The 24,036-nt window shown below is 44.8% G+C and carries 25 protein-coding genes; 15 read left to right on the top strand and 10 right to left on the bottom strand.

From position 1 onward, the window contains the following. Positions 1–82: 82 nt before the first annotated feature. The 4 genes from frr to rpsB form a co-directional block, all read right to left on the bottom strand. Positions 83–640, bottom strand: coding sequence for a ribosome recycling factor (gene frr, locus NL626_RS14140; protein WP_005380330.1), 558 nt, complete (start codon positions 638–640; stop codon positions 83–85). 100 nt (positions 641–740) lie between these two features. Beyond that, entirely contained in the window at positions 741–1,466 is a 726-nt protein-coding gene (gene pyrH, locus NL626_RS14135) for a UMP kinase (RefSeq protein ID WP_005380329.1), read from the bottom strand. A 147-nt stretch (positions 1,467–1,613) separates the two neighbouring features. Further along, positions 1,614–2,459 carry a translation elongation factor Ts gene (gene tsf / locus NL626_RS14130; protein WP_005380328.1) on the bottom strand — a complete coding sequence of 282 codons (846 nt, stop codon included), beginning with the start codon at positions 2,457–2,459 and terminating at the stop codon, positions 1,614–1,616. Positions 2,460–2,591: 132 nt separating this feature from the next. Then, positions 2,592–3,320 (bottom strand): 30S ribosomal protein S2, encoded by a 729-nt coding sequence (gene rpsB, locus NL626_RS14125; RefSeq protein ID WP_005380327.1) that lies wholly within the window; start codon positions 3,318–3,320, stop codon positions 2,592–2,594. Between the two features lie 384 nt (positions 3,321–3,704). On the opposite strand from rpsB, the gene map reads away from it, so the two are divergent. The 3 genes from map (at position 3,705) to NL626_RS14110 (ending at position 7,842) form a co-directional block, all read left to right on the top strand. Continuing rightward, entirely contained in the window at positions 3,705–4,583 is an 879-nt protein-coding gene (gene map / locus NL626_RS14120; RefSeq protein ID WP_005380326.1) for a type I methionyl aminopeptidase, read from the top strand. A 108-nt stretch (positions 4,584–4,691) separates the two neighbouring features. After that, entirely contained in the window at positions 4,692–7,316 is a 2,625-nt protein-coding gene (gene glnD, locus NL626_RS14115; protein WP_017636037.1) for a bifunctional uridylyltransferase/uridylyl-removing protein GlnD, read from the top strand. Between the two features lie 142 nt (positions 7,317–7,458). After that, positions 7,459–7,842 carry a DUF3461 family protein gene (locus NL626_RS14110; RefSeq protein WP_005380322.1) on the top strand — a complete coding sequence of 128 codons (384 nt, stop codon included), beginning with the start codon at positions 7,459–7,461 and terminating at the stop codon, positions 7,840–7,842. Positions 7,843–7,909: 67 nt separating this feature from the next. Here NL626_RS14110 and truC read toward each other — a convergent pair whose 3' ends face one another. Further along, positions 7,910–8,692, bottom strand: coding sequence for a tRNA pseudouridine(65) synthase TruC (gene truC, locus NL626_RS14105; protein ID WP_253657461.1), 783 nt, complete (start codon positions 8,690–8,692; stop codon positions 7,910–7,912). 4 nt (positions 8,693–8,696) lie between these two features. Further along, positions 8,697–9,011 (bottom strand): YqcC family protein, encoded by a 315-nt coding sequence (locus NL626_RS14100; RefSeq protein WP_042521408.1) that lies wholly within the window; start codon positions 9,009–9,011, stop codon positions 8,697–8,699. 76 nt (positions 9,012–9,087) lie between these two features. On the opposite strand from NL626_RS14100, the gene NL626_RS14095 reads away from it, so the two are divergent. Both NL626_RS14095 and NL626_RS14090 read left to right on the top strand, forming a co-directional pair. After that, a complete protein-coding gene (locus tag NL626_RS14095; protein WP_253657460.1) occupies positions 9,088–10,125 on the top strand; it encodes a DUF3549 family protein in 1,038 nt (345 codons plus the stop codon). A gap of 13 nt (positions 10,126–10,138) precedes the next feature. After that, the gene (locus NL626_RS14090) at positions 10,139–10,438 is read left to right on the top strand and encodes a DUF3301 domain-containing protein (protein ID WP_005380315.1); all 300 of its coding nucleotides are present in this window, start codon (positions 10,139–10,141) and stop codon (positions 10,436–10,438) included. Here the strand turns inward: NL626_RS14090 and NL626_RS14085 are convergent. Further along, a complete protein-coding gene (locus tag NL626_RS14085; protein WP_025768243.1) occupies positions 10,398–10,883 on the bottom strand; it encodes a GNAT family N-acetyltransferase in 486 nt (161 codons plus the stop codon). The two genes, NL626_RS14090 and NL626_RS14085, sit on opposite strands and share 41 nt — an antisense overlap. 932 nt (positions 10,884–11,815) lie before the next feature. On the opposite strand from NL626_RS14085, the gene NL626_RS14080 reads away from it, so the two are divergent. The 8 genes from NL626_RS14080 (at position 11,816) to NL626_RS14045 (ending at position 18,980) form a co-directional block, all read left to right on the top strand. Continuing rightward, complete coding sequence (locus NL626_RS14080; RefSeq protein ID WP_005391777.1) at positions 11,816–12,109, top strand: hypothetical protein; 294 nt, start codon at positions 11,816–11,818, stop codon at positions 12,107–12,109. Beyond that, a complete protein-coding gene (locus NL626_RS14075) occupies positions 12,106–12,555 on the top strand; it encodes a YaiI/YqxD family protein (RefSeq protein WP_005380310.1) in 450 nt (149 codons plus the stop codon). Before NL626_RS14080 ends, NL626_RS14075 begins: the two co-directional genes overlap by 4 nt. 194 nt (positions 12,556–12,749) lie before the next feature. Next, positions 12,750–13,739: a ketoacyl-ACP synthase III gene (locus tag NL626_RS14070; protein ID WP_017636033.1), complete on the top strand. Its 990-nt coding sequence runs from the start codon at positions 12,750–12,752 to the stop codon at positions 13,737–13,739. After that, on the top strand, positions 13,736–14,722 hold the full coding sequence (locus tag NL626_RS14065) for an NAD(P)-dependent oxidoreductase (protein ID WP_253657459.1): 987 nt from the start codon (positions 13,736–13,738) through the stop codon (positions 14,720–14,722). The genes NL626_RS14070 and NL626_RS14065 overlap by 4 nt, the downstream gene beginning before the upstream one ends. Further along, positions 14,691–15,554, top strand: coding sequence for an MBL fold metallo-hydrolase (locus tag NL626_RS14060; protein ID WP_017636031.1), 864 nt, complete (start codon positions 14,691–14,693; stop codon positions 15,552–15,554). Before NL626_RS14065 ends, NL626_RS14060 begins: the two co-directional genes overlap by 32 nt. Then, positions 15,542–16,810 carry a F390 synthetase-related protein gene (locus NL626_RS14055; RefSeq protein ID WP_171343216.1) on the top strand — a complete coding sequence of 423 codons (1,269 nt, stop codon included), beginning with the start codon at positions 15,542–15,544 and terminating at the stop codon, positions 16,808–16,810. Before NL626_RS14060 ends, NL626_RS14055 begins: the two co-directional genes overlap by 13 nt. Further along, positions 16,798–17,907, top strand: a complete 1,110-nt coding sequence (locus NL626_RS14050) for an ATP-grasp domain-containing protein (protein ID WP_213898539.1) — start codon at positions 16,798–16,800, stop codon at positions 17,905–17,907. Before NL626_RS14055 ends, NL626_RS14050 begins: the two co-directional genes overlap by 13 nt. Next, positions 17,907–18,980, top strand: a complete 1,074-nt coding sequence (locus tag NL626_RS14045; protein ID WP_053349824.1) for a hypothetical protein — start codon at positions 17,907–17,909, stop codon at positions 18,978–18,980. The genes NL626_RS14050 and NL626_RS14045 overlap by 1 nt, the downstream gene beginning before the upstream one ends. A gap of 106 nt (positions 18,981–19,086) precedes the next feature. Here the strand turns inward: NL626_RS14045 and NL626_RS14040 are convergent, their stop codons facing one another. From NL626_RS14040 to NL626_RS14030, 3 genes are all read right to left on the bottom strand, one after another. Then, positions 19,087–20,673 (bottom strand): AbgT family transporter, encoded by a 1,587-nt coding sequence (locus NL626_RS14040; RefSeq protein ID WP_005380301.1) that lies wholly within the window; start codon positions 20,671–20,673, stop codon positions 19,087–19,089. A gap of 229 nt (positions 20,674–20,902) precedes the next feature. Continuing rightward, positions 20,903–21,028, bottom strand: a complete 126-nt coding sequence (ykgO, locus tag NL626_RS14035; protein WP_005380299.1) for a type B 50S ribosomal protein L36 — start codon at positions 21,026–21,028, stop codon at positions 20,903–20,905. 3 nt (positions 21,029–21,031) lie between these two features. Continuing rightward, a complete protein-coding gene (locus NL626_RS14030) occupies positions 21,032–21,292 on the bottom strand; it encodes a type B 50S ribosomal protein L31 (RefSeq protein ID WP_005380295.1) in 261 nt (86 codons plus the stop codon). A gap of 122 nt (positions 21,293–21,414) precedes the next feature. Here NL626_RS14030 and tsaA point away from each other — a divergent pair, with 122 nt between their 5' ends. Further along, positions 21,415–22,110, top strand: coding sequence for a tRNA (N6-threonylcarbamoyladenosine(37)-N6)-methyltransferase TrmO (gene tsaA, locus NL626_RS14025; protein WP_253657473.1), 696 nt, complete (start codon positions 21,415–21,417; stop codon positions 22,108–22,110). A 111-nt stretch (positions 22,111–22,221) separates the two neighbouring features. After that, the gene (locus NL626_RS14020; RefSeq protein ID WP_005380292.1) at positions 22,222–23,937 is read left to right on the top strand and encodes a proline--tRNA ligase; all 1,716 of its coding nucleotides are present in this window, start codon (positions 22,222–22,224) and stop codon (positions 23,935–23,937) included. Positions 23,938–24,036 lie beyond the last annotated feature (99 nt).

Here is a 24,036-nt window from a genome sequence, read left to right as displayed (position 1 = left end):
GTTCCATCAGTTGGATAGACTAACATAAAAAAACGCTGAGCTGTGAGCACAGCGTTTTCCAACAGTGATGTGTGTGGGAGTATTAAACTTCCATCAACTCTTTTTCTTTTGCAGCAAGAACTTCATCGATCTTCTTAACTGCAACGTCAGTTAGCTTTTGAATTTCGTCTTGTGCTTTACGGTCTTCATCTTCAGAGATTTCTTTATCTTTTAGAAGCGCTTTAAGATCGTTGTTTGCGTCACGACGGATGTTACGAACAGCAACACGACCACCTTCAGCTTCACCACGAACGATCTTAACTAGGTCTTTACGACGTTCTTCCGTTAGCGGTGGAAGTGGAACGCGGATGATAGTGCCAGCTGACATAGGGTTTAGACCAAGGTCAGACGTCATGATCGCTTTTTCTACTTTCGGCGTCAGCTCTTTATCAAAAACCGTGATTGCAAGTGTACGTGCATCTTCAGCAATAACGTTTGCTACTTGGTTTAGAGGTGTTGCTGCACCGTAGTATTCTACAGAAATACCAGATAGTAGGCTTGGGTGTGCACGACCTGTACGAATTTTAGAAAGGTTGTTCTTAAGCGCTTCAACGCTTTTATCCATGCGCTCTTGCGCGTCTTTTTTGATTTCGTTAATCACAGTTTCACCTTAAAAATGTCATCTTTCCTGAAGAAAGCCTAAAACGGTTGAGCAAAGCAAGCACCACCCTAACGCTTTGGAGTGGCACCTTAAGCCAAGCTTATTCGTTGATGAGCGTGCCTTCTGCTTCGCCCATAACCACGCGACGTAGTGCGCCTGGCTTGTTCATATTAAATACGCGGATTGGCATTTTGTGGTCACGAGCTAGCGTAAACGCCGCCAAGTCCATAACTTTCAGCTCTTTATCCAGAACTTCTGCATAAGATAGCTTATCATACAGCTCTGCGTCTGGGTTTGCTACAGGGTCAGCAGTAAATACACCATCAACTTTCGTCGCTTTTAGTACGACATCCGCTTCAATTTCGATACCACGTAAACAAGCAGCAGAATCCGTTGTAAAGAACGGGTTACCAGTACCAGCAGAGAAGATGACAACTCGGCCTTGGCGAAGCTCACGGATCGCATCAGCCCAATTATAGTCGTCACATACGCCTTTTAGAGGGATTGCAGACATAACGCGCGCATTTACGTATGCACGGTGAAGAGCATCACGCATCGCTAGGCCATTCATTACTGTAGCAAGCATACCCATGTGGTCACCAACTACGCGGTTCATACCAGCTTCAGCTAGGCCTGCACCACGGAACAAGTTACCGCCACCGATAACTACACCAACCTGAACACCCAGTTCAACCAGTTCTTTAACTTCTTGTGCCATACGGTCAAGGACCGCAGGATCAATACCAAAACCGTCTTCACCTTGAAGAGCTTCACCACTCAGTTTTAATAGAATACGTTGATACGCTGGTTTAGGGTTCGTAGTCATGGAGTTTACCTTCCAAAGAGAGTTGTTGATTAACAGTCATGAATAGACACAACTTCAGTTATGGCTATTCATCACGGCTAATCGTTCACTGCTCATAAAAAGACCGCAGCCTTGGCTACGGTCTAATCTTTATACAGTCTCTAAGGATTAACCTTTTTGAGCTGCTGCAACTTCTTCAGCGAAGCTCATTTCTTCTTTCTTCTCGATACCTTCACCTACTTCTAGGCGAACGAACGTAGAAACTGAAGCGCCTTTTTCTTTCAGCATTTCGCCTACAGTTTTCTTAGGCTCCATGATGAAAGCTTGACCTGTTAGAGAGATCTCGCCAGTGAATTTCTTCATGCGGCCAACAACCATCTTCTCAGCGATTTCAGCAGGCTTGCCTTCGTTCATTGCGATTTCAACTTGAACCGCTTTCTCTTTTTCTACTACGTCAGCTGGTACGTCTTCTGGGTTAACGAACTCTGGCTTAGAAGCAGCAACGTGCATTGCAACGTGCTTAAGAGTTTCTGCGTCGCCTTCACCAGCAACAACAACACCGATTTTCTCACCGTGACGGTAAGAAGCGATTGCAGTGCCTTGAACGTATTCTACGCGACGGATAGTGATGTTTTCACCGATTTTAGCTACTAGAGCTACACGTGCGTCTTCGAATTGTGCTTGTAGTTCTTCAACAGAAGCTTTTGAAGCTAGAGCTGCAGCTGCAACTTCTTCTGCGAATGCAGTGAAGTTACCGTCTTTAGCAACGAAGTCAGTTTGGCAGTTAACTTCAAGAAGAACAGCAACGCCGTTTTCTTCTTTGATGATGATTGCGCCTTCAGCTGCAACGTTACCAGCTTTCTTAGCTGCTTTCGCTGCGCCAGATTTACGCATGTTTTCAATTGCTAGTTCGATGTCAGCGTTTGCTTCTACAAGCGCTTTCTTACATTCCATCATGCCAGCGCCAGTACGCTCGCGAAGTTCTTTAACTAGAGCAGCAGTTACAGTTGCCATTCTGTCTTCCTCGTTTGATTCGAAATAAGGTAAAAAACAGGGGCCTAACATTGTCGGCCCCCATTGCTAACTATAACTTAGTTTATGCTACACAAAGGTTTCACATAGACCAAGTGTGACACAGAGCCGCTATTATTCAGCTTCTACGAAACCGTCTTTTTCAGCAACTGCAGCTACGTCTTTGTTACGACCTTCAGATACTGCTGAAGCAGCAGCATTCAGGTATAGCTGTACAGCGCGGATCGCGTCGTCGTTACCTGGGATTACGTAGTCAACGCCGTCTGGGTTAGAGTTAGTATCTACCACAGCGTATACTGGAATACCTAGGTTGTTAGCTTCTTTAATTGCAATGTGTTCGTGATCAGCGTCGATTACGAATAGAGCGTCTGGTAGGCCGCCCATGTCTTTGATACCACCAAGAGATTTCTCTAGCTTCTCCATTTCGCGAGTACGCATTAGAGCTTCTTTCTTAGTTAGTTTGTCAAAAGTACCGTCTTGAGATTGAGTCTCTAGTTCTTTTAGACGCTTGATAGACTGACGAACTGTTTTGTAGTTTGTAAGCATACCGCCTAACCAGCGGTTGTTTACGTAAAACTGGTTGCTTGCGATTGCAGCTTCTTTAACAGCTTCAGATGCAGCGCGCTTAGTACCTACGAATAGAACCTTACCTTTCTTCTCGCCAACTTTAGCTAGTTCAGCTAGAGCGTCGTTGAACATTGGTACAGTTTTTTCTAGGTTGATGATATGAACTTTGTTACGAGCGCCAAAGATGAATGGCTTCATTTTTGGGTTCCAGTAACGAGTCTGGTGACCGAAGTGAACACCAGCTTTTAGCATATCGCGCATTGATACAGTTGCCATTTTAAAATCCTCTATGGGGTTAGGCCTCCACATTCCCCATAACTCCGACCAAGCTTCTGCTCAGCACCCCGGAATATGTGACGGAATGTGTGTGATTTAAAGATAAAAGGTTATTCGGATGAAGCTTGCTTCGCCGCTTAACTTTGCTAAACGAAGAGAACAGTCCTCTATTCCGGCGCGCTTTATACCATATTTTAGCTCACTGTGGCTAGTAAAAATTATTTCTTCACCGAGCCACTTTCTCCTATTTATAAGCAAAACTTTAAACATATGATCGAATTAAGAATGATGCATATTCCTATCTAACTTGGGTTAACGCCCCGATGTCTGATAGAATGCGGCCATTCGCACGTTTACGTGCTTAGGAATAAGTAGAGAAAGCCAATGTCAATCAAGATTAAAACTGCTGAAGAAATAGAACGCATGCGCATTGCGGGCAAGCTAGCCGCAGAGATTCTAGAAATGATCGAACCACACATCAAAGTTGGTGTGACGACAGAAGAGTTAAACAAAATCTGTCATGAGTACGCTCTAGAAAAAGGTGCATACTCTGCTCCGCTTGATTACCATGGTTTCCCTAAGTCGATCTGTACTTCAATCAACCATATCGTATGCCACGGTATTCCAGCGGAAAAAGACGAAATCGGTAGCAACGGCCAAATGAAGCCGGCGGTACTAAAAGATGGTGACATCTTAAACGTTGATATTACCGTAATCGTTCCAAATGATGAGAATGCCGATCTGAGCGTGCGTCCTCAGGGTTACCATGGTGACACTTCTAAGATGTTCCTAGTCGGTGATGTTTCGCCTGCAAACAAACGTCTGTGCATGGTAGCTCAAGAAGCACTGTATGTTGGTATGCGTACCGTTAAGCCAGGTTCAACGGTTGGTGACATCGGTACAGCTATCGAGAAGTACATCAAAGAGAACAACAAGAACAATCCTCGCAACAAGTTTTCTATTGTGAAAGACTTCTGTGGTCACGGTATCGGCGATGAGTTCCATGAAGAACCACAAGTGGTTCATTACAAGAACAAAGACCGCCGCGTATTAAAAGAAGGCATGTGCTTTACTATTGAGCCGATGATTAACGCTGGTAAATTTGGTTGCTCTGTTGATGCACAAGATGACTGGACTGTTTACACGGGCGACGGCAAGAACTCTGCGCAATGGGAACATACCATTGTAGTAACAAAAGAAGGTTGTGAAGTACTGACGCTTCGTAGCGACGATACGATTCCTCGCCTAATGAAAAACGCGTAAAGCTGACGACCACTCGTTGTTTACTATATCCCTGCTTCGGCGGGGATATTTTTTATCTGCCGCAAATTTGTTAGATTGTTATTAGATTAGCTTGCACGGATGGCAAATATGACACTTCAGTCCCCTCTTACCTTTTCCGATGAACAAATCAATATCGGTGAACTCAAACAAGAATTAGAGAAGTTTAGCTCTAATCAAAACCAAGAGTTTCTCAATCATCATCCGGTAACAAGCTTGGTTTTAGCCAGAGCTGAATATATGGATCTGCTTCTCAATCGTTTGTGGCAACATTTTGGTTTCAAGGATATTTACAACATTTCCCTAGTTGCCGTTGGTGGCTACGGACGAGGCGAGCTGCATCCGCTCTCCGATATCGATATTTTGATTCTGTCGAACAATAAACTGCCAACCGCGTTAGAAGCAAAAATCAGCGAATTCATTACGCTGTTGTGGGATTTAAAACTCGAGGTCGGACACGCTGTTCGCACCGTTACTGAATGTGCTGAAATTGGTAAAGCCGATCTAACGGTCGCGACAAACCTGCAAGAAGCGCGACTGCTGTGTGGAAGCGAGGACACCTTTCAGGCACTGAAGAAAGTCGTGTTATCAGACTCCTTCTGGCCAAGTGAGACGTTTTACCGCGCTAAAATTCAAGAGCAGCGCGAACGCCATGCGCGTTACCACGACACGACCTACAACTTAGAACCGGACATTAAATCAACCCCTGGCGGGCTGCGCGATATTCATACATTAAGCTGGGTCGCTCGACGTCACTTTGGTGCGACTTCATTGTTAGAAATGAGCCGATACGGATTTTTAACTGACGCAGAATACCGAGAATTGGTTGAATGTCAGGACTTCCTTTGGCGAGTACGTTTCGCTCTGCACATGGAGCTTCGCCGCTATGACAACCGCTTGACCTTTGCCCATCAAGCACAAGTTGCGGAAAATCTAGGCTACGTCGGAGAAGGCAATCGAGGCGTAGAAATGATGATGAAAGAGTTCTACCGCACGCTTCGTCGTGTGGCAGAGCTCAATAAAATGCTACTCAAACTCTTTGACCAAGCGATCATTAATGGTGGGGCGACAGAAAGTGCCGAGATTCTCGATACGGACTTTCAACGTCGCGGTTCTTTAATTGAAGCGCGGAAACCCGCATTGTTCCAAGCTCGCCCAGAAACTATTCTGGATATGTTCTTACATATTGCTAACGACTCAACTATTGAAGGGGTGAGCCCACCAACGCTGCGTCAACTGCGCACCGCCCGCCGTCGGCTCAACAAGTTTTTGCACACCATTCCTGCTGCGCGTGAAAAGTTCATGGCGTTATGTCGTCACCCTAATGCTCTGCACAAAGCATTCAGTCTCATGCACCGATTAGGGGTTATGGCGGCCTATTTACCGCAATGGAGTCAGATTGTTGGTCAAATGCAGTTTGACTTATTCCATGCCTACACAGTTGATGAACACAGTATTCGCTTACTTAAACACATCAACACTTTTAGTGACCCAGAAAATCATGCGAAGCACCCAATTTGCTGTGACGTCTACCCTCGAATGCAAAAGAAAGAGCTGCTGATTATTGCCGCTATTTTCCATGATATCGGGAAAGGTCGTGGCGGCGATCACTCGATTATCGGTGAAGGAGAAGCGTACGACTTCTGCATTGAGCATGGTTTATCGAAGCCCGAAGCGAAACTTGTCGCTTGGTTGGTAAGACATCATCTATTAATGTCTGTCACCGCACAGCGCCGAGATATTTATGATCCCGATGTCATTACCGAGTTTGCCAAAAAAGTCAGAGACGAAGAATCTCTCGATTATCTTGTATGCCTGACAGTTGCAGATATTTGTGCAACCAACCCAGAACTTTGGAATGCTTGGAAACGAACTTTACTTGCGGAGCTGTATTACTCCACACAACGTGCTTTACGTAGAGGCCTAGAGAACCCTGTCGATGTGCGTGAGCGAATTCGCCACAATCAACAAATGGCCTCCGCAATGCTGCGCAAAGAGGGGTTTGCCGCGCGCGAAATTGAAGTATTGTGGCAACGCTTCAAAGCTGACTACTTCCTTCGTCATACTCATACGCAAATCGCGTGGCACTGCGAACACTTACTTCGCATGGAAGATCCGACTAAGCCTTTGGTGTTGATCAGTAAAAAAGCCACTCGTGGCGGCACTGAGGTGTTTGTATATACGAAAGACCAGCCTGCTTTATTTGCGACGGTCGTGGCGGAGTTAGATAGGCGTAATTTTAATGTACACGACGCACAAATCATGACCAGCAAAGATGGGCACGTGATTGATACCTTTATGGTACTCGATCAACATGGCGAAGCGATCGATGAGTCTCGTCACGCCGCGGTGATTAAACACCTCACTCATGTACTGGAGGCAGGCCGACCAACCAAGATTAAAACGCGCCGTACTCCGAACAAACTTCAGCACTTTAATGTGAAAACCAAAGTCGACTTCTTACCAACCAAAGGTAAAAAACACACTTTAATGGAGTTTGTCGCGCTAGACACACCAGGGCTGTTGGCCAAAGTAGGCCGTACGTTTGCTGATTTAAATATCAACCTTCACGGTGCCAAAATCACCACCATTGGTGAGCGAGCAGAAGACTTGTTTATTTTAACCAGTGATGCAGGGGGAAGATTAAGTGAAGAACAGCAAGATGAGCTAAGAGAGAGATTGATCGAAAAGTTATCTGATGAGGTCGCAGCTTAGATCAAACCTGCCAATCTTTTCGGTTCAGGGCGAGAGCGATCTTGCCCACAAGTTAAGCATTTTGGCTAAATATCAGCTATCTAGCTCATACATAGGCTGCTACAGTTATATCAATATCAATTCGATGTAATAGAGGTAGCCTATGTATCCCCACCTCACTGGTTTGGGCATTCACGACCCTAAGCAGATTGAACGTTATTCCCTACGCCAAGAAGCACACAAAGACGTACTCAAGATCTATTTCCACAAGCAAAAAGGCGAACTGTTCGCTAAAAGCGTTAAATTCAAATACCCACGCCAAATCAAAAATGTTCTTGTTGATAGTGGCAGTCACAAATATAAAGAAGTAACGGAAATCAACCGTAACCTCACATTAGTCATTGATGAGCTGAATAAAATCACTAAGCCAACGAAACAACCTGAGGTTGATGTAAAAGAGAAAATTCTTTCAGACCTTCGTCATTTAGAAAAAGTCGTTTCGAGCAAGATCGCAGAGATCGAAGCAGATCTTGAAAAACTAAAGTAAAACGTTAAGTCTTAAATATTAAAAAGGGTTAGCATTGATGCTAACCCTTTTTATTTGTACTCAATCATTATCTAGATCTAACTGCGCCGATTATCGGTTCATCCCACTCAAATCGAGTAAACAATTGCTGCCAAGTTTCATCAAGATTGGCCGTCATGACAATCTCTTGATCGGTAAATGGATGGACGAACCGTAACTCTGAAGCATGCAGTAGCAGACGATGAGATTCAAACTCTGTGCGATACAGCTTGTTGTGCTTTCCATCCCCGTGCGTTGTATCACCCACGATCGGATGGCGTAGATGTGCCATATGACGACGAAGTTGGTGCTTACGCCCCGTTTTAGGTTTCATCTCAACTAAGCAATAACGCGTTGTAGGAAATTTACCCGTCGAATAGGGAACTTCCACTTTAGCCAACGGCTTATATTCCGTCACCGCTTCTTGCGCTTCTTTTTCTTGTGAAGCGAACTTATCCGCAATCTTGTCTAACTCGACTTTGAGCGCGTAATCCAAGACGCCCTCTTCCTCAATCCAACCGCGTACTACTGCGTGGTATGTCTTTTCCATTTTATGTTCAGCAAACATCGGCATGACTTGTGATGCGACTTCACTCGACAACGCAAACACGAGCACACCAGATGTTGGGCGATCCAGACGATGCAATGGGAACACATGCTGACCAATTTGGTCGCGCAAAGTTTGCATGACAAACTGAGTTTCGTGTTTATCTAACCAACTGCGATGCACTAACATGCCTGCAGGCTTGTTGACCGCTACAAAATATTCATCCTGATAAACGATTTCCAGCTCAACTGGTTCTGAAGATCGCGTTAGTTCTTGTTCTAGCATTCGTTTACTTACACAGTTCGTCAATGGTTCGGATTGTAACGAGCAGCTCGGCGAACTGCGGTTCCTGCTTCCACGCTTCTGAAAAATAGGGCTCGAGAGAAAACCCTCTTGGCAGTGGTTGGTTATTTTTCACTAGTGCGTGCATTCTGGCTATAAAAATCCACTGCAACCACTCATGAGGATGCAATGTATCAATCGCAAATGGCTCCGCACTTTGTAAGGCTTGCTCTGAAGGCATAGTGTATTGCCACAATTTATGCTCTCTAAGCTGCGTTTCAAGTTGGTGAAGTAAGTCGACCAATTGAGTATTTGTTACCATTAATTCTATCTCGAACCTTGAATTAGCCGAGAATGATACCATTTCTTGTGAAAAGAACGTTAGGACGTCGTATTTAATGGAAAACATTCAAACCCTCACTCAACTGTTGAACAACAGCCGCTGTGATTATCAAATCTTCGATCTTGGTCGTCGTATCAAAACCATCGCTAAGAAAGAGTTTGCCGATGTAGAAAAAGGTCAAGCACCGTACCCATTCCCAATGCAGCGTAAAGCACACCTTGCCATCGCTTATTGGAATGAACAAAAGCAACCTTGGATTTGGTTTCTAAAGTTTGAATTGGACGAGCGCGGTTTGTTAAAGCAAGCGGATATCGGCAATTTCATTAAATACGTAGTGGAGGCTATGGGAACACGCCTCAATGATGATATCACTGAAGAGCAACAGCAAAAGCTGTCTAACAACCCATACACTTTCAAACCTTCCGAAGATAAAATGGCCGTGTTTCATAGCCAGGTCCGCGCAAACCTCAATCTTCCTACTAGCCAATATTACGAGCATACACAGCATTACTTCTCTGGAGGTTTAGGCTGGGATAATTGGCAAACTGTAGGTCTGCAAGGTATCACAGACATAGCCGCTCGCCTGGAAAAAGAGCAAAACGGGGTAATGATACGCAAAGCGTTGAACCACCTACCAAATGAGCCACTTTATGCCCTATTAGGTGCGCTTGAGCATGTAGAGCTTCAAGAGCGTTTAGCAGAACGTATCGCGGAAAAGGCACAGCAAGAAATCGCAAGTAGCGAACCTGATCTATTCCTACTTTCAGCACTTATCCGAGCCCTTGCTGGTGCACCAACAGAAGTCGCCTCTCCAGTATTAGATGCGATATTGCATAGCCCTCGTTTAAGCCATCAGGAGGTATTGATTGGTGTGGCGGGTCGCGCTTGGCACTTACTCGCCAATGAAAAGGTAGCAGAACAGTTTTTGCTGCGTTTAGCTCAAACCGGTAATCAAGCCCTATTTAATCAGTTATTTGCCGATTTAGTGATGCTGCCAGAGTTAAGAATGGTGTTATTGCCTTTGCTGCATTCAAACCCATCAGAGGAACTAGCAAATGCGCTAGTAAGCTTACAACAAGCAACAAAAAGCTAAGAAAGGTTCAGGAATGATTGGTGATCTTTTAGCAATTTTAGGGCTCTGCTTTTTCTGTTACCTGTTTTGGCAACAGCGTCGCCAAGCCGAACTCGCAAAAGCGGCCATCACGCGTAAATGTGAGCAATTGGATCTCCAATTAATCAGCATCGCCTTTGGTGCCCATAAACTAAAAACGCCAGACGGAGTCTGGCGTTGGCATACGGTGTATCAATTTGAGTTTTCATCTCTTGGTGACGATTGCTACCAAGGAGAGTTAACCATGGTCGGTTTCAGGCCGCAGAACTTTCACCTACCACCGCATCGCTTGTAAATTCCATTTCAAAGTAAGGACCATATACATCCTTACTTTCTTTTGTTTTAACAAATCCCAGCTTTTTCAGTACCGCCATAGAAGCTTGATGATTGCTATTCACGTTAGCTTTCACCTTATTCAAGCCCAACTCACGGCACGCTTTGGGGAAAAATGCTTTTAGTGCTTCTGTTGCTAACCCTTTACCCCAATATGATTTATCAAAAATAAACCCTAATTCAGGTTCGGAATCGAGATTAGCAATGAACACGTGCCCCATATAGTCACGACTGGTGCTCTCTAGCACTGCCATACTATAAATGTTCTCATCATCCAGTATTTTCTCAAACATCTGTTTGGCAGACGCAACTGTATACGGACCATTCAATTCAGCACGGTTTTTCGCACAGCAATTCAGCATGACGAATTCTAGTTGCAACGACTCATTGTAGGGTAGAAGAAGCATTCTTCTGGTTACTATGGCCACATCTGTTCCTTGATTACAACAAACTTAATCTATCCGCAGATCACAAACTCGATGAGCTGAACATGCTCAATGATTGCGGGCATAACACCTTGTAGAGAAGCCGAAAGTTAAACCAACTGGTTGGAAAGGATATTGATCTGAGTTGTTTTTTATTAAGTGTTATTAGGAATTTATATATTTTGTGATATTGATATCCCCAAGTAACATCGAGATGCTTAATTCAATGAGAACACTGGATATCGTTTTTATATAAGAAAGACCCCGACACATAAGTATCGGGGTCATGGTCTTACTCGCAGCAGTCCGGCTACTAAAAGTGCTCCATGCATCATCCATAATAGTGGCTGATTCCGTCAGCTTATTCCTTACGTCGCCGTCCTAGCGGTGTCCTTATCATCCTGACTGCTAACATTCCTCGTTAGCACACGTCACTTGTTCCTTGAGCGGTGTCCCTTGCATCTTCCTGATGCTGTCCATAACCTCAATCCTAGAGGGGTCCATTGTCTATCCTTAGTCATCAACATCCTATTGATGATCGTATCCTTACAATGTCCTACGCTCCATGCTTGATTAATCATCCTGACCAACCAAATCGTCTTCCTGACGATAACCAAATCCTTGGTGCTTTCCTGTTCCATGTCTGCTTCCTGCTGACAACTCTCAATTTACGCCTTTTCCAAAAATAGACAATCTATCCAAGATAAATATTTGGCTCTCACATTGGTTAACAAGTTGTTAAATCATTATTTATCAGAAACTTAAGCTCTTCAACTTCTCTTTTTCCGCTTACGAAATCGTTTTCTCTCACAACCTATGTAAGAGATCTCTCACACTACACTCTCCAAAATGCCATTCGCCAAATCAGCGCACTCAACGTATGATGATAGATATATCGTTGTTAAGGATTAAAAATGTTAACTCAAGACGTTACTAAAGAATTAGAAGCGGCAATGGAACAGTTGCAACAACAAGGAAAAGAGCCAACCGTAGCGTTAGTGAAAGCACGATTGAAAACGCCAGTTCCAATGCCAGCGTTAATCACCGCAATAAAAAGTTGGAAGAGTGCTCAACGCGTACCCAAGGTTGAAATCGCAGCGCAGCACCACACCGATAATGATCGTCTTGAAGCCCTAGAACGCACCGTAAAAATGCTAGCCATTCGTATTGAAGAGTTAGAAGCGAAACTCAGTGAGAAATCATCATGAAGTTATGGGTAGATGCAGACGCGTGTCCGAAAGTTATTCGCGAAACCATTGTGCGTGCCGCCGAGCGTACAGGGATTGAATGTACGTTTGTCGCTAACCACGTTGTCCCTGTGCCGAAAAGAGACAACATCCACTCGCTGCAAGTCCCTGCGGGATTTGACATCGCAGACAACGAAATCGTCAAGCGTGTGGAAGCCAACGATTTGGTGATCACGTCAGATATTCCGCTTGCAGATGAGGTTATCTCTAAAGGCGCTCAAGCCCTCAGTTCTCGTGGCGAGCTCTATACAAAAGACACCATCAAAGCTCGCCTAAATATCCGCGACTTTATGGAAACCATGCGTTCAAGCGGAATTCAGACTGGTGGGCCCGCCGCGCTTTCTCAAACCGATCGACGCGAATTTGCAAACCATTTGGATCGTATTTTGGCGAAATTTAAGAAGTAACCCTCACTCTATTCAAATTGAGCCAGCAAATCAAAGCCTGGCTCATTCCTGAAAATTCATTCTCAGCATTGCACCCAAAGCGTGCTCTTACTCCCATTTGTTTTGTTCTGTTTGTTTTTCATCTCGCTCGCCATAGCTTCAATATGCAACGTGGTTTATTTTGAACGACGTTTTTAATAAGTGTATAGAGAATAATGGGCTTTAACATCGTTTCCAGTGGAAGCTACCTGCCAACGAATCAATGGTCTGATCGAGAGATGGATCGCTTCCTAAAATTAGCGCCAGGGACCTGCCGAAATAAATTCGACGTTGAATATCGTCATGTAGCCAATACAAAAGAGACCGCTATTTACATGGCAATGCAGGCAATAGAGCAGTGTTTAGGAAACACACATACCTTAAGCTCCGTTGATCTTCTTATCTACGCTAGCGGCACACACCACCAGTCTCTACCCTACGACGCCTCAGCGGTTCTCGCCGCGTTAGACGCTCCAACATGGCTAGAAAGCTTTGATTTGAACAGCACCTGTTTATCCTTTCTCTCTGCGCTTGATCTTGCTCAGAGTCTATTCTTAGCAAAACGGTACCGTCGGATTCTTATTGTCACCAGCGAACTCGCCACTGGCATCACACTGAATCGAAATTTTACGCTCAAACCAGAAGTTGCAACCTTATTCGCGGACGGTGCCGCCGCATTTTTGCTCGAAGAACACGACGATGATGGATTGCTCACCAGTCACTTTGAAACGCATCATACCGGGTATTCATTTTGTCAAATTAAGGGCGGAGGTAGTCATATCAACCCGCATACCTCCGAGCATCAAGCCTATTTAAAAAGTTGCCAGTTTGAAATGGAGGGCAAAGCACTCTTTAAACATGTGCGTAAAGCCTTACCAGCGTTTCTAAAAAAAGGGTTTGACGCCTCTCCGGTAACACTCGGCGATATTGATTATTTTCTTCCTCATCAAGCCAGCGCGCATGGATTAAAAAAACTGCCTTCACTCACCGGGCTACCAACAGAGAAAACCGTTAATCACTTTTCGACTTTGGGAAACCAAGTCGCCGCCTCACTCCCAATTAACTTACACTGGCTGCGTAATCAGCCAGAAACCGCAGGAAAACATGTGTTATTAGCTGGCACCGCCGCAGGGTTGTCGCTAGGGATGGGAGTGCTAAAACTATGAAGATATTGGTCACTGGTGGCAGCGGGATGTTGGGTAGCGCAATTCTGAGAATGTTTCACCAGCAGCATGAACTGCATTTTATAGCACGAAATACAGTCATCGCTAAACAACTCGCCGAGCAATTCGATGTTATACCCCATATAGTCGATTTAAGAGACCACTCAGCAGTTCATGCGGTATGCCAAGGTATGGATGCAATCATCCATTGTGCCGCTCTCTCAAGCCCATGGGGAAAGTGGCAGGCGTTTTATCAAGCCAATGTAGATGCCACCAAAAACCTCGTCAATGCGGCTAATACCCATCAAATCTCGCGTTTTATCCATATTTCCTCCACCAGCGTCTACTTTGACCATCAAGACCGTTGGAATATTCGAGAAACCGACGCCATAGCTTCATACTGGTGTAATGATTACGCACACACAAAATATCTATCAGAAATTGAAGCCGTAAAAGGTCGAAGTAAAGCGATCATTTTAAGACCGCGTGGCATTTTTGGACCCAATGATCGCGCGATTATCCCAAGAGTGCTTAAGGCGATAAAAAACAACACTCTGCTTCTGCCATCGGGTAGAAATCCTGTGGTTGATCTGACCTATGTCGACAACGTTGCCCATGCAGCGATGCTCGCTTGCACTCAGGCAGGCCAACTTCAGCATGGTGATGTGTTCAACATTTCCAACAACGAACCAATGCCAATTGAGACTGTTCTGCAAGCTTTATGTGAGGGGTTAAACCTAAAAATAACGTTACAATCATTACCATACGGCGTTGTATCACCATTATTAAAGCTCAGTGAGCAAATACGAAGGCACTTACCACATCAGCCAGAACCAAGGCTCACCTCATACAGCGCAGGATTGTTTAACTATCATCAAACTCTGGATATCAGCAAGGCGAAACAAACACTGAATTACCAACCGCTTTTTTCAATTCAAGAAGGAATACAGCAGTATGCAAACTGGTCTAAAAATAAAAATCTTTGAGGTTGGACACTGCGTACACCCAGGCTTTGTTGTCAAACCAGGTTCTGGTATCAAGCCTAGAGCATTTCCGGCAGCCGTTGCGTTAATTCAGCACCCAACACAAGGCAACATCCTGTTTGACACGGGATATCACGAGCATTTTTTTAGCGCGACTCGTCCCTTCCCTGAACGTTTTTATGCTTGGACAACACCTTGTCGCTATAACAAAGAACACGGAATTGTTGCGCAGTTAGCAAAAGAAAGTCTCAAACCTCATGATATTGAACACTTAGTACTCTCCCACTTCCATGCTGATCACATTGCTGCCGTGTCTGAGTTTTCCCACTCTCAATTGCATTGCCAACAAAAAGGGGTGGATGCAATTACTAAGAGTGGTCGAATTGGAGGCGTAAGAAAAGGATACCTAAAAGCTCTACTTCCTCCACAACTTGAATCTAACTTATTCATTCATAGTGATTTTTCTGTACCAATCAGCCAAATTATTCCTCAGTGCCAAGGTGTTAATTTGCTCTGTAAAGACATGTTCGACGACGGATTCATTTATATGGTTAGCTTGCCAGGCCATGCTGCGGGTCAAGTGGGCTTGCTAGTTAAAAGAGACCAAAGTTGGCTGTTCTTACTCGCCGATGCATGCTGGTTAATCGAGAGCTTGAGTGAAAATATCGATCAACATTGGCTGGCGAACATGCTTTGCGATGATACAAAAGCCTATAAAAACACCCTCTCCGAGTTGAGAAGTTGCTACCAACAAACCCACCACTTTGTTCGCTTCGTGCCTTCACATTGTCAGGAAACTATCCAGCAGCTAATCAAAGAAGGATGGATGAAGTGAGAACGCTTATCTCAGAATTCTGGCGAACCCGCTACCGCCCCTTCGGCTCAAGGGAACAAGTCGAAACATGGCAGCAACAACACTTAACGCAACACTTGGATTGGGTATGCCGTCATTCACCGTATTACCGCTCACTTCAAGGTGCACCACTCAGTGATTTCCCTATCATGAATAAGCAAACCATGATGGAGAACCTTTCAGAGTTGAATACGAAAGGCTTAGATGCTGAACAGCTAATGCAACAAGCACTCGAAGCAGAACAGTCACGCAACTTCGCCGCTTCGAAAGTTGGCGATGTTACTGTTGGGCTTTCTTCGGGCACATCAGGCATACGCGGGTTGTTTCTTGCTGACAAACAGGAAACGCAACTGTGGGCTGGCAATATATTGGCTCGCCTGTTGCCCAACCTATGGCAAAAGCACCGAATTGCGCTAGCCTTGCGCGCCAACAGCCCACTGTATAAATCCGTCGCGAAAGGCCCTGTCACATTCTTTTATGCGGATTTAACTAAACCTTACCAAGAATGGATAAAAGAGCTAGATGAGTTCCAACCCACGCTTTTAGTTGGTAGTGCGCAAGCTCTTCAGCTCTGCGCCCAGTTCAGCGGTCAATTTGGTCAACCCGAAATTCAACCACAGCGGATCATTTCTGGTGCAGAAGTCCTAACTGAGAGTGACCGTCACTTTATTTCTCAACGGTTCGACAGCGAACTCCATGAAGTCTATCAATGTACCGAAGGTTTTCTTGCATGTACTGATCAGCATGGACAAATGCGCTGGAATCAGGATGTTATTTACATCGAAAAACATTGGCTGAATACCGAACGTACTCATTACAGCCCAATTATCACCGATTTTCGTCGTAAAACTCAGCCCATTATTCGTTATCAGCTCGACGATATTATTGAGAATAAACAGGATAATGGCGTATTTGAACCTCTTGGCACGATTGCCGGACGATGTGGTGATCGCCTCACGCTAAACGCAAACCACGTCCCAGTTACGGTGTTACCAGATCTCATCTACCGCGCTATAACACTATCTGCCAAAGGTCGCGTGGATTACCGAATCACCCAAACAGGGTCACAAGCCATTCAAATTGAAGCGGATGTTCACCACCATCGGGTTATACACCAAGCCTTGATAAAGTTGTTTGACCAATTGCGGCTTGATCCTGTCAGATTTAGTTACCGCCCTGCGCCTATTTGGACGCCAATGAATAAACAACGACGTGTGGTGAACATATGCGGGTCTTAATCACCGGAGCCCGAGCACCAGTTGCACTAGAGTGGGCAACCATGTGTATGCATCATGGGCATGAAGTAATTCTCACCGATTCGCTAAAAAAGCCTCTGGGATCGTTTTTGCGAGGTATCGAGTCTTATATACCCACCGCTTCACCTCGATTTGCGTTTCCCACCTATCAACAGCAGATCCTAAAAATCATTACTCAGATGCGTATTGATATAGTGATACCCACTTGTGAAGAAGTTTATTACTTGGCTCATGTTGCCAAACAATGCCCAGAAGTAGATTTTTTTCTGCCCAATGTGGGACTACTCAATGCCCTGCACAACAAGTTGACCGTCTTTGAACAGCTTCAGGGTTTGCCAGAAATCACACTTCCAAAAACTCGTTTGGTCGCTGATAAAAGTGAGATTGAAATTAATAAGAGGACCGTTCTAAAGCCCGTTTACTCTCGGTTTGGCGGGCAAGTCATAAGAGATGTGACGACTCAGTCTATTTCTGCCGCCACGATATCGCCCCTTTTTCCTTGGGTTCAGCAACAAAAAATCCAAGGGACTCCGGTGTGTAACTATGCCATTTTTGAACATGGTGAACTTAAAGCACACCAAGCTTATGTACCGAAATACTGTGTAAACAGCTCGGCCGCCAGTGCTTTTCAGCCGATCTCGTGCGAACGACTAGATAGATTTATCGCAACTTTTGGTAAACGTCATACTTATCATGGGCAAGTGTCGTTTGACTTCATCAAATCACAAGATGAACTCTACGTGATTGAATGTAACCCAAGAGCCACTAGTGGTTTGCACCTACTCTCGTCTAGATGCAGTCAACTGCTCCCTAATATGGCATTTACTGCCCCTTCCAAACAGCGACTGCATCATTTAGGGCCAATAACACTCATCGCTGAAGGAGGGTTATCCCTGTTCAAGGCTCGAACTTGGCAAGATTGGTGGTCTGGAGTGAATGTGATGCAACAGCATAACTTACCGGTCGGGAGCCAAATCCGGAGTATGTTTGAATTACTCCGGTTAGCTAGGCAGAACAAGACGAAGTGGAGCAACGCTTCTACCGTTGATATTGAGTGGAATGGAGAGGCATTGAACTAATGACGCTTTCCTCTCAAGAATGGCATAAAACCTTTATCACTCTTATGCAGTCGAATCCCATTGATGAATGCACAGCAAGCTTTGGTTGCTACTATATCGATGATGTTGCCATTCCCTACTCCGTAACACCAAAAATACCAAACAACTGTTATGCCGTGTCCCCTATGACACTGCTTAGTGGCTACGCCGAAGAAGAGCTTCACAAAGTCAAAAATGTGGCTGTTCGATGGGTATGTAAGTTACTTATTAATATGACTAAACCAATCTTATCATTGGCTGGATTGGATCAAGTCCAAACTCTCAACAATCAGTGCTTGTCCACCAATATGTATAGCGAACAATGGGCAGCCTTAAATCTCGATGAACTGCGTCGCGTCGCACTCGATCAATACCCCACCTTTCCCTTGGTGCTTCGCTCCATTAACCAACGTCAACAATCACGCTTTATTCAGCGATTAGAGCAGCAGCAATGGCAAAGCTTGGTAACACGACAAGTGTATTTACTTGATGATTGGCAAGCGTTCAGCTTCAACCGAGATTTAACGAAAGACTTCAAACTGCTTAATGATAAAGATTGGCAGTTTAGGCCACTGACCACTGATGAAGAGTTTCAGCGTGCCAAAGAGTTATATGACATGCTTTACCTTGATAAATACAGCCTCAATAACATCCAGTTTTCAACCCAATATTTAAAACAGGTGAGCCAGAACAAATTAGTACATTTAGTGGGACTGTTTTATCAAGAAGAGATGCTGGCTACGTTAGGCATTGTAGAAATTGATAATGATATGACTTGCCCAATTTTTGGCTACGATACCAATAAGCCGCAACGCCTCGCATTGTATCGTCGAATATCGGCCTATACCATCCGCCATGCAATGATATACCAGCGTCGCTTTAATATGAGCTCAGGCGCTCCGGCTTTTAAACGCAACAGAAAAGCCCGGCCAGAAATTGAATTTAGCTATGTTTATATTGCGCACTTACCTTGGTACAAACGCATAATTTGGAAAAGCTTGTGCTGGCTCACTCAGCACTTTTATCGCCCTTTGTTGATGCGTTTTCAGCTATAAACCGACATCTATAATCAGGTAAGCCTGCGTACACAGTCTCAATCGATAAAAAAGCCTGCGACGTTCGCAGGCTTTTTATAATGGAGCTGTGTGAGGTAACCGTTTTCTACGGTGTGTAGTATGTTGCTGCGCCAGGGCCTACTGGTAAACCAAATACGAATACCCATAGGTAGAACAGCACACTCCAACCTACAATGAAGCAGATTGAGTAAGGTAGCATGGTCGCGATCAGCGTACCGATACCTAAGTTCTTCATGTAACGAGTCGCTACGGCAAGAATCAAACCAAAGTAGCTCATCATTGGAGTAATGATGTTTGTCGTCGAGTCACCAATTCGGTAAGCAGCCTGAATCGTTTCCGGTGCATAACCAACAAGCATCAACATAGGAACAAAAATCGGAGCCGTTACTGCCCACTGTGCCGATGCCGAACCAATCATTAGGTTGATAAAGCCACACATCAGGATGAAGGCAAAGAACAACATTGGGCCAGTTAAGCCAATTTCTTGCAGGAAGCTAGCGCCAGCAACCGCGAATACCTGACCGAAGTTAGTCCATTTAAAGAAAGCAACGAACTGAGCCGCAAAGAAAACTAATACAATGTACATGCCCATAGAAGACATAGATTTCGCCATTGCATCAATTACATCGCGATCCGTCTTCATCGTGCCAACAACTTTACCAAACACAAAGCCTGGAATAGCAAAGAACACAAAGATGAATGCCACGATACTTTTCAGGAATGGTGAACCTGCAATTGTACCTGCATCAGAACGTAGAATGCCGTCTTCTGGAACAACCGTCCAAGCAAGCAGCGCTGAAACAACCAGTACAGCAACACCTGCTAGTTTTAGGCCTTTCTTCTCAATGTCTGTTAAGCCACCCATTTTGTCGTTCGACAAATCTTCTGAGGCTTCTTCTTCACTGTATTTGCCAAGCTTTGGCTCAACAATTTTTTCAGTAACAAACGCACCTGTGATTGCAATGAAGAATGTCGACACAAACATGAAGTACCAGTTAACTTCTGGACCAACAGTGTAAGTTGGGTCAATCATTTGCGCCGCCGTTTCAGTAATGCCTGACAACAGCGGGTCAACCGTACCAATAAGTAGGTTTGCTGAGTAACCACCAGATACACCAGCGAACGCCGCAGCAAGACCGGCAAGTGGGTGACGACCTAAAGAATGGAACAGCATTGCAGCCAGTGGAATAAGTACCACATAGCCAAGCTCTGATGCCGTATTTGAAATGATACCCGCGAAAACGACCGTCACTGTTACCATGCGTTGTGATGCCCCCATGACTAAGCCACGCATTGCTGCAGATAGCAAGCCTGAGTATTCAGCAATAGCAACACCCAACATCGCAACCAATACCGTACCCAAAGGTGCAAAGCCGACAAAGTTTTTCACTAGATTGGTAACGATTAGTTCAAGGCCATCAGCGTTAAGCAAGCTAACGACATGAATCATGCCATCCGCGGCACGACCTTTTGCACCCTCAGGACGAGGGTCAACTACGGAAACTTCGAAGTATCCTGCAATACCCGACATCACCAGAATGGCTAAACAGAAAATGGCAAATAGTGTGATCGGGTGGGGTAATAAGTTCCCCAAATATTCGACAGTATCCAAAAAGCGCGTAAACAGCGGCTTCTTAGGCGAGTTTTGTTTAATTGAATCAGATGAACTCATCTGTTCCCTCCTTGTTTTTATTCCTATGCAAATGTGACAAAAATGTCAAAAAGCGTGCGAAGGGTACTTGAGTAGAAGGTCAAATAAAAGCCCTAAATGTTACAAACTGTGACGAACAGAGGCATTTATAACCAACATTGAATAAAAATGTAGATATTTCATCCATGTAAGATAATTAACTCAACATTATCAATTAAACAAAACCATAAGTTAGATATATGCAGGTTGATTACTTTTGCACAGCTTTGAATCTCGGGTTCGTTTTACAAATGACATAAAGACGCCCTCTCCGTTTTACAATCTGGCAATCCGGATGACGACTTTTTGCACTTTTTAATGATTTTACTACCTTCATGATTTATTCCTTTTCGCTCTTAAATTGACCAAAACGACGGTTGAAGTTCGCAATGCGACCTTCGGTTTGTACAACGCGCTGTTTACCGGTGTAGTACGGGTGAGAAGCTGATGACACATCTAACGTAAAGTAAGGGTAAGTTTTGCCATCTTTCCATTCGATGGTTCTCTCCGTTTTCAACGTAGAACCAACGACAAAGTACTTATCTACACTGGTGTCGTGGAACACCACAGGACGATATTCAGGATGGATTCCTGGTTTCATAATACTTTTCCTTTCAATTGAACTGTTATGTTATAACGTTTTAATTAATAATCATTATCAACAAGAAAAGCAAGAGAAATTTGTGATACTTTCATCTCAATGAATTCTTAAAGATGTCCACCATGTATTCCATCGAACCCATCGGCGTCATTGAGACACCGTACAAAGAAAAGTTTGCAGTTCCGCGCCAACCACGCTTAGTACCAGAGGCTAAAGCACGCGTAAAACTGTTAGGTGCAGCAAATAGCCCTGAAGCAGTGCGTGGGCTAGAACAGTTCTCTCACGTTTGGTTGTTGTTTCTATTTGATCAGAATCTGGAAGCTGGTTGGAAACCAACTGTACGTCCGCCACGATTAGGCGGCAATGAACGAATTGGTGTCTTTGCCTCGCGCTCGACTTTCCGTCCAAACGGAATCGGAATGTCAGCCGTTGAAGCGAAAGGAGTCACTAAGCAAGGCGATCAAATCTATCTTGATTTAGGCAGTGTAGATCTCGTGGATGGGACACCGATTGTGGATATTAAGCCTTATATCCCCTATTCGGATTCTATTTCGGAAGCACAAGGCGGATACGCAGACCAAGAGCCAGAAAAGTCACAAGTCACCTTTTCTGCTCAAGCATTAGCAACGATAGAAAATCGATCCGATACTGACTATGTAAGATCAGTCATTGAACAAGTTCTGGCACAAGATCCTCGCCCTGCATATAAGAAAAACAAGCCGGACGACAAAGAATATGCGGTAAATTTGTTCGACTTGAACGTAAAGTTCACAGCAACAAGCAACTTAATAACGGTTACCGCTATTGAAAGCTTTTGACAAACGCAATTGGCTGATATTATAGACGGCTAACAAATTTCCCTTTCGGGAACTCCCATACTCCTGCTTATTCAAGCTTGAGTATCTAACTTAAATAAACGGATAAATTTAATGCGTACCAGTAATTATCTTCTTTCTACTCTGAAGGAGACTCCAAACGACGCAGAAGTAGTGAGCCACCAGCTCATGCTACGTGCAGGTATGATCCGTAAGCTGGCTTCAGGTTTATACACCTGGCTACCTACTGGTCTACGTGTACTGCGTAAAGTCGAAAACATCGTTCGTCAAGAAATCGACAATGCAGGCGCAGTCGAAACTTTGATGCCCGTTGTTCAGCCGTTTGAACTATGGGAAGAGACAGGCCGCAGCGAAAAGATGGGCCCTGAGCTACTTCGCTTTACTGACCGTCATGTTCGTCCGTTTGTACTTAGCCCAACCGCTGAAGAAGTGATCACAAGCCTTGTTCGCAATGAAGTGAGCTCTTACAAACAGCTTCCGCTAAACCTGTACCAAATCCAAACTAAATTCCGTGACGAACGACGCCCACGTTTTGGCGTAATGCGTTCACGTGAATTCTCAATGATGGATGCGTACAGCTTTGACATTGATAAAGACGGACTACAAAAGTCATACGACGCAATGCATGATGCTTACTGTAAAGCATTCGATCGCATGGGTCTGGATTACCGTCCTGTACTTGCAGATAGCGGTGCTATCGGTGGTAGCGGCTCTCAAGAGTTCCACGTACTGGCTGAAAGCGGCGAAGATATCATCGCATTTTCTAGCGAGTCAGATTACGCGGCAAACATTGAAAAAGCAGAAGCACTAGCTCCAGCCTCTGAGGCTGCGGCACCAACACAAGAAATGACGTTGGTTGATACGCCAAACGCGAAAACAATCGCTGAATTGGTTGAGCAGTTCGAACTACCAATTGAAAAAACAGTGAAAACACTGTTTGTGAAAGCATCTGACGAAGTTGATGCGCCAATCATCGCGCTTATTATTCGTGGTGATCATGAACTGAACGAAGTGAAAGCAGAAAACCTTCCTCAGGTTGCAGCTCCACTGGAAATGGCATCTGAAGAAGAAATTCGTGCGCTTATCGGTGCAGGCCCTGGTTCACTAGGCCCTGTTGGCCTTAAACTGCCGTTCATTGTTGACCGCAGCGTTGCGGTAATGAGCGACTTCGGTGCGGGCGCGAACATCGATGGCAAACACTACTTCGGTATTAACTGGGGTCGTGATGTAGAGCTTGGTCAAGTTGAAGACCTACGTAACGTTGTGGAAGGTGACCCAAGCCCATGTGGCAAGGGCATTATCCAGCTTAAGCGTGGTATCGAAGTTGGCCATATCTTCCAACTAGGTAACGCTTACTCCGCAGCGATGAACTGTGGTGTACTGGGTCCTGATGGTAAGAACGTCATCCTAGAAATGGGTTGTTACGGTATCGGTATCACTCGCGTAGTAGCGGCTGCTATTGAACAAAACCACGACAAATACGGCATCATCTGGCCAGATGCAATCGCACCATTCCAGGTAGCGATCGTTCCAATGAACATGCACAAGTCAGAAGAAGTGAAAGAAGCCGCTGAGAAATTGTACGCTGAGCTAACGGCAATGGGCATCGAAGTGCTATTTGACGACCGTAAAGAACGCCCAGGCGTAATGTTCTCTGACATGGAGCTTATTGGTGTACCGCATACCATTATTATCGGTGACCGCTCAATGAAAGAAGGCAACTTCGAATACAAGAACCGTGCTACTGGTGAGAAAACAGCAGTCGCAATGACTGACATTGTTGAGCACGTAAAAGCTCAACTAAAGTAAGCACTAGACGAGTTCGCATTTGAAGTAGTTTCAAATAGTTAAAAAGGGTTGGCTTCGGTCAGCCCTTTTTATTACAGCTCAACATCCTCCCTCCACCTT

Origin of the sequence: Vibrio sp. Y58_MX_L22 (assembly GCF_024181865.1) — a bacterium.
GTDB lineage: Bacteria > Pseudomonadota > Gammaproteobacteria > Enterobacterales > Vibrionaceae > Vibrio > Vibrio alginolyticus.
This window is presented reverse-complemented; position numbering and strand designations above follow the sequence as displayed.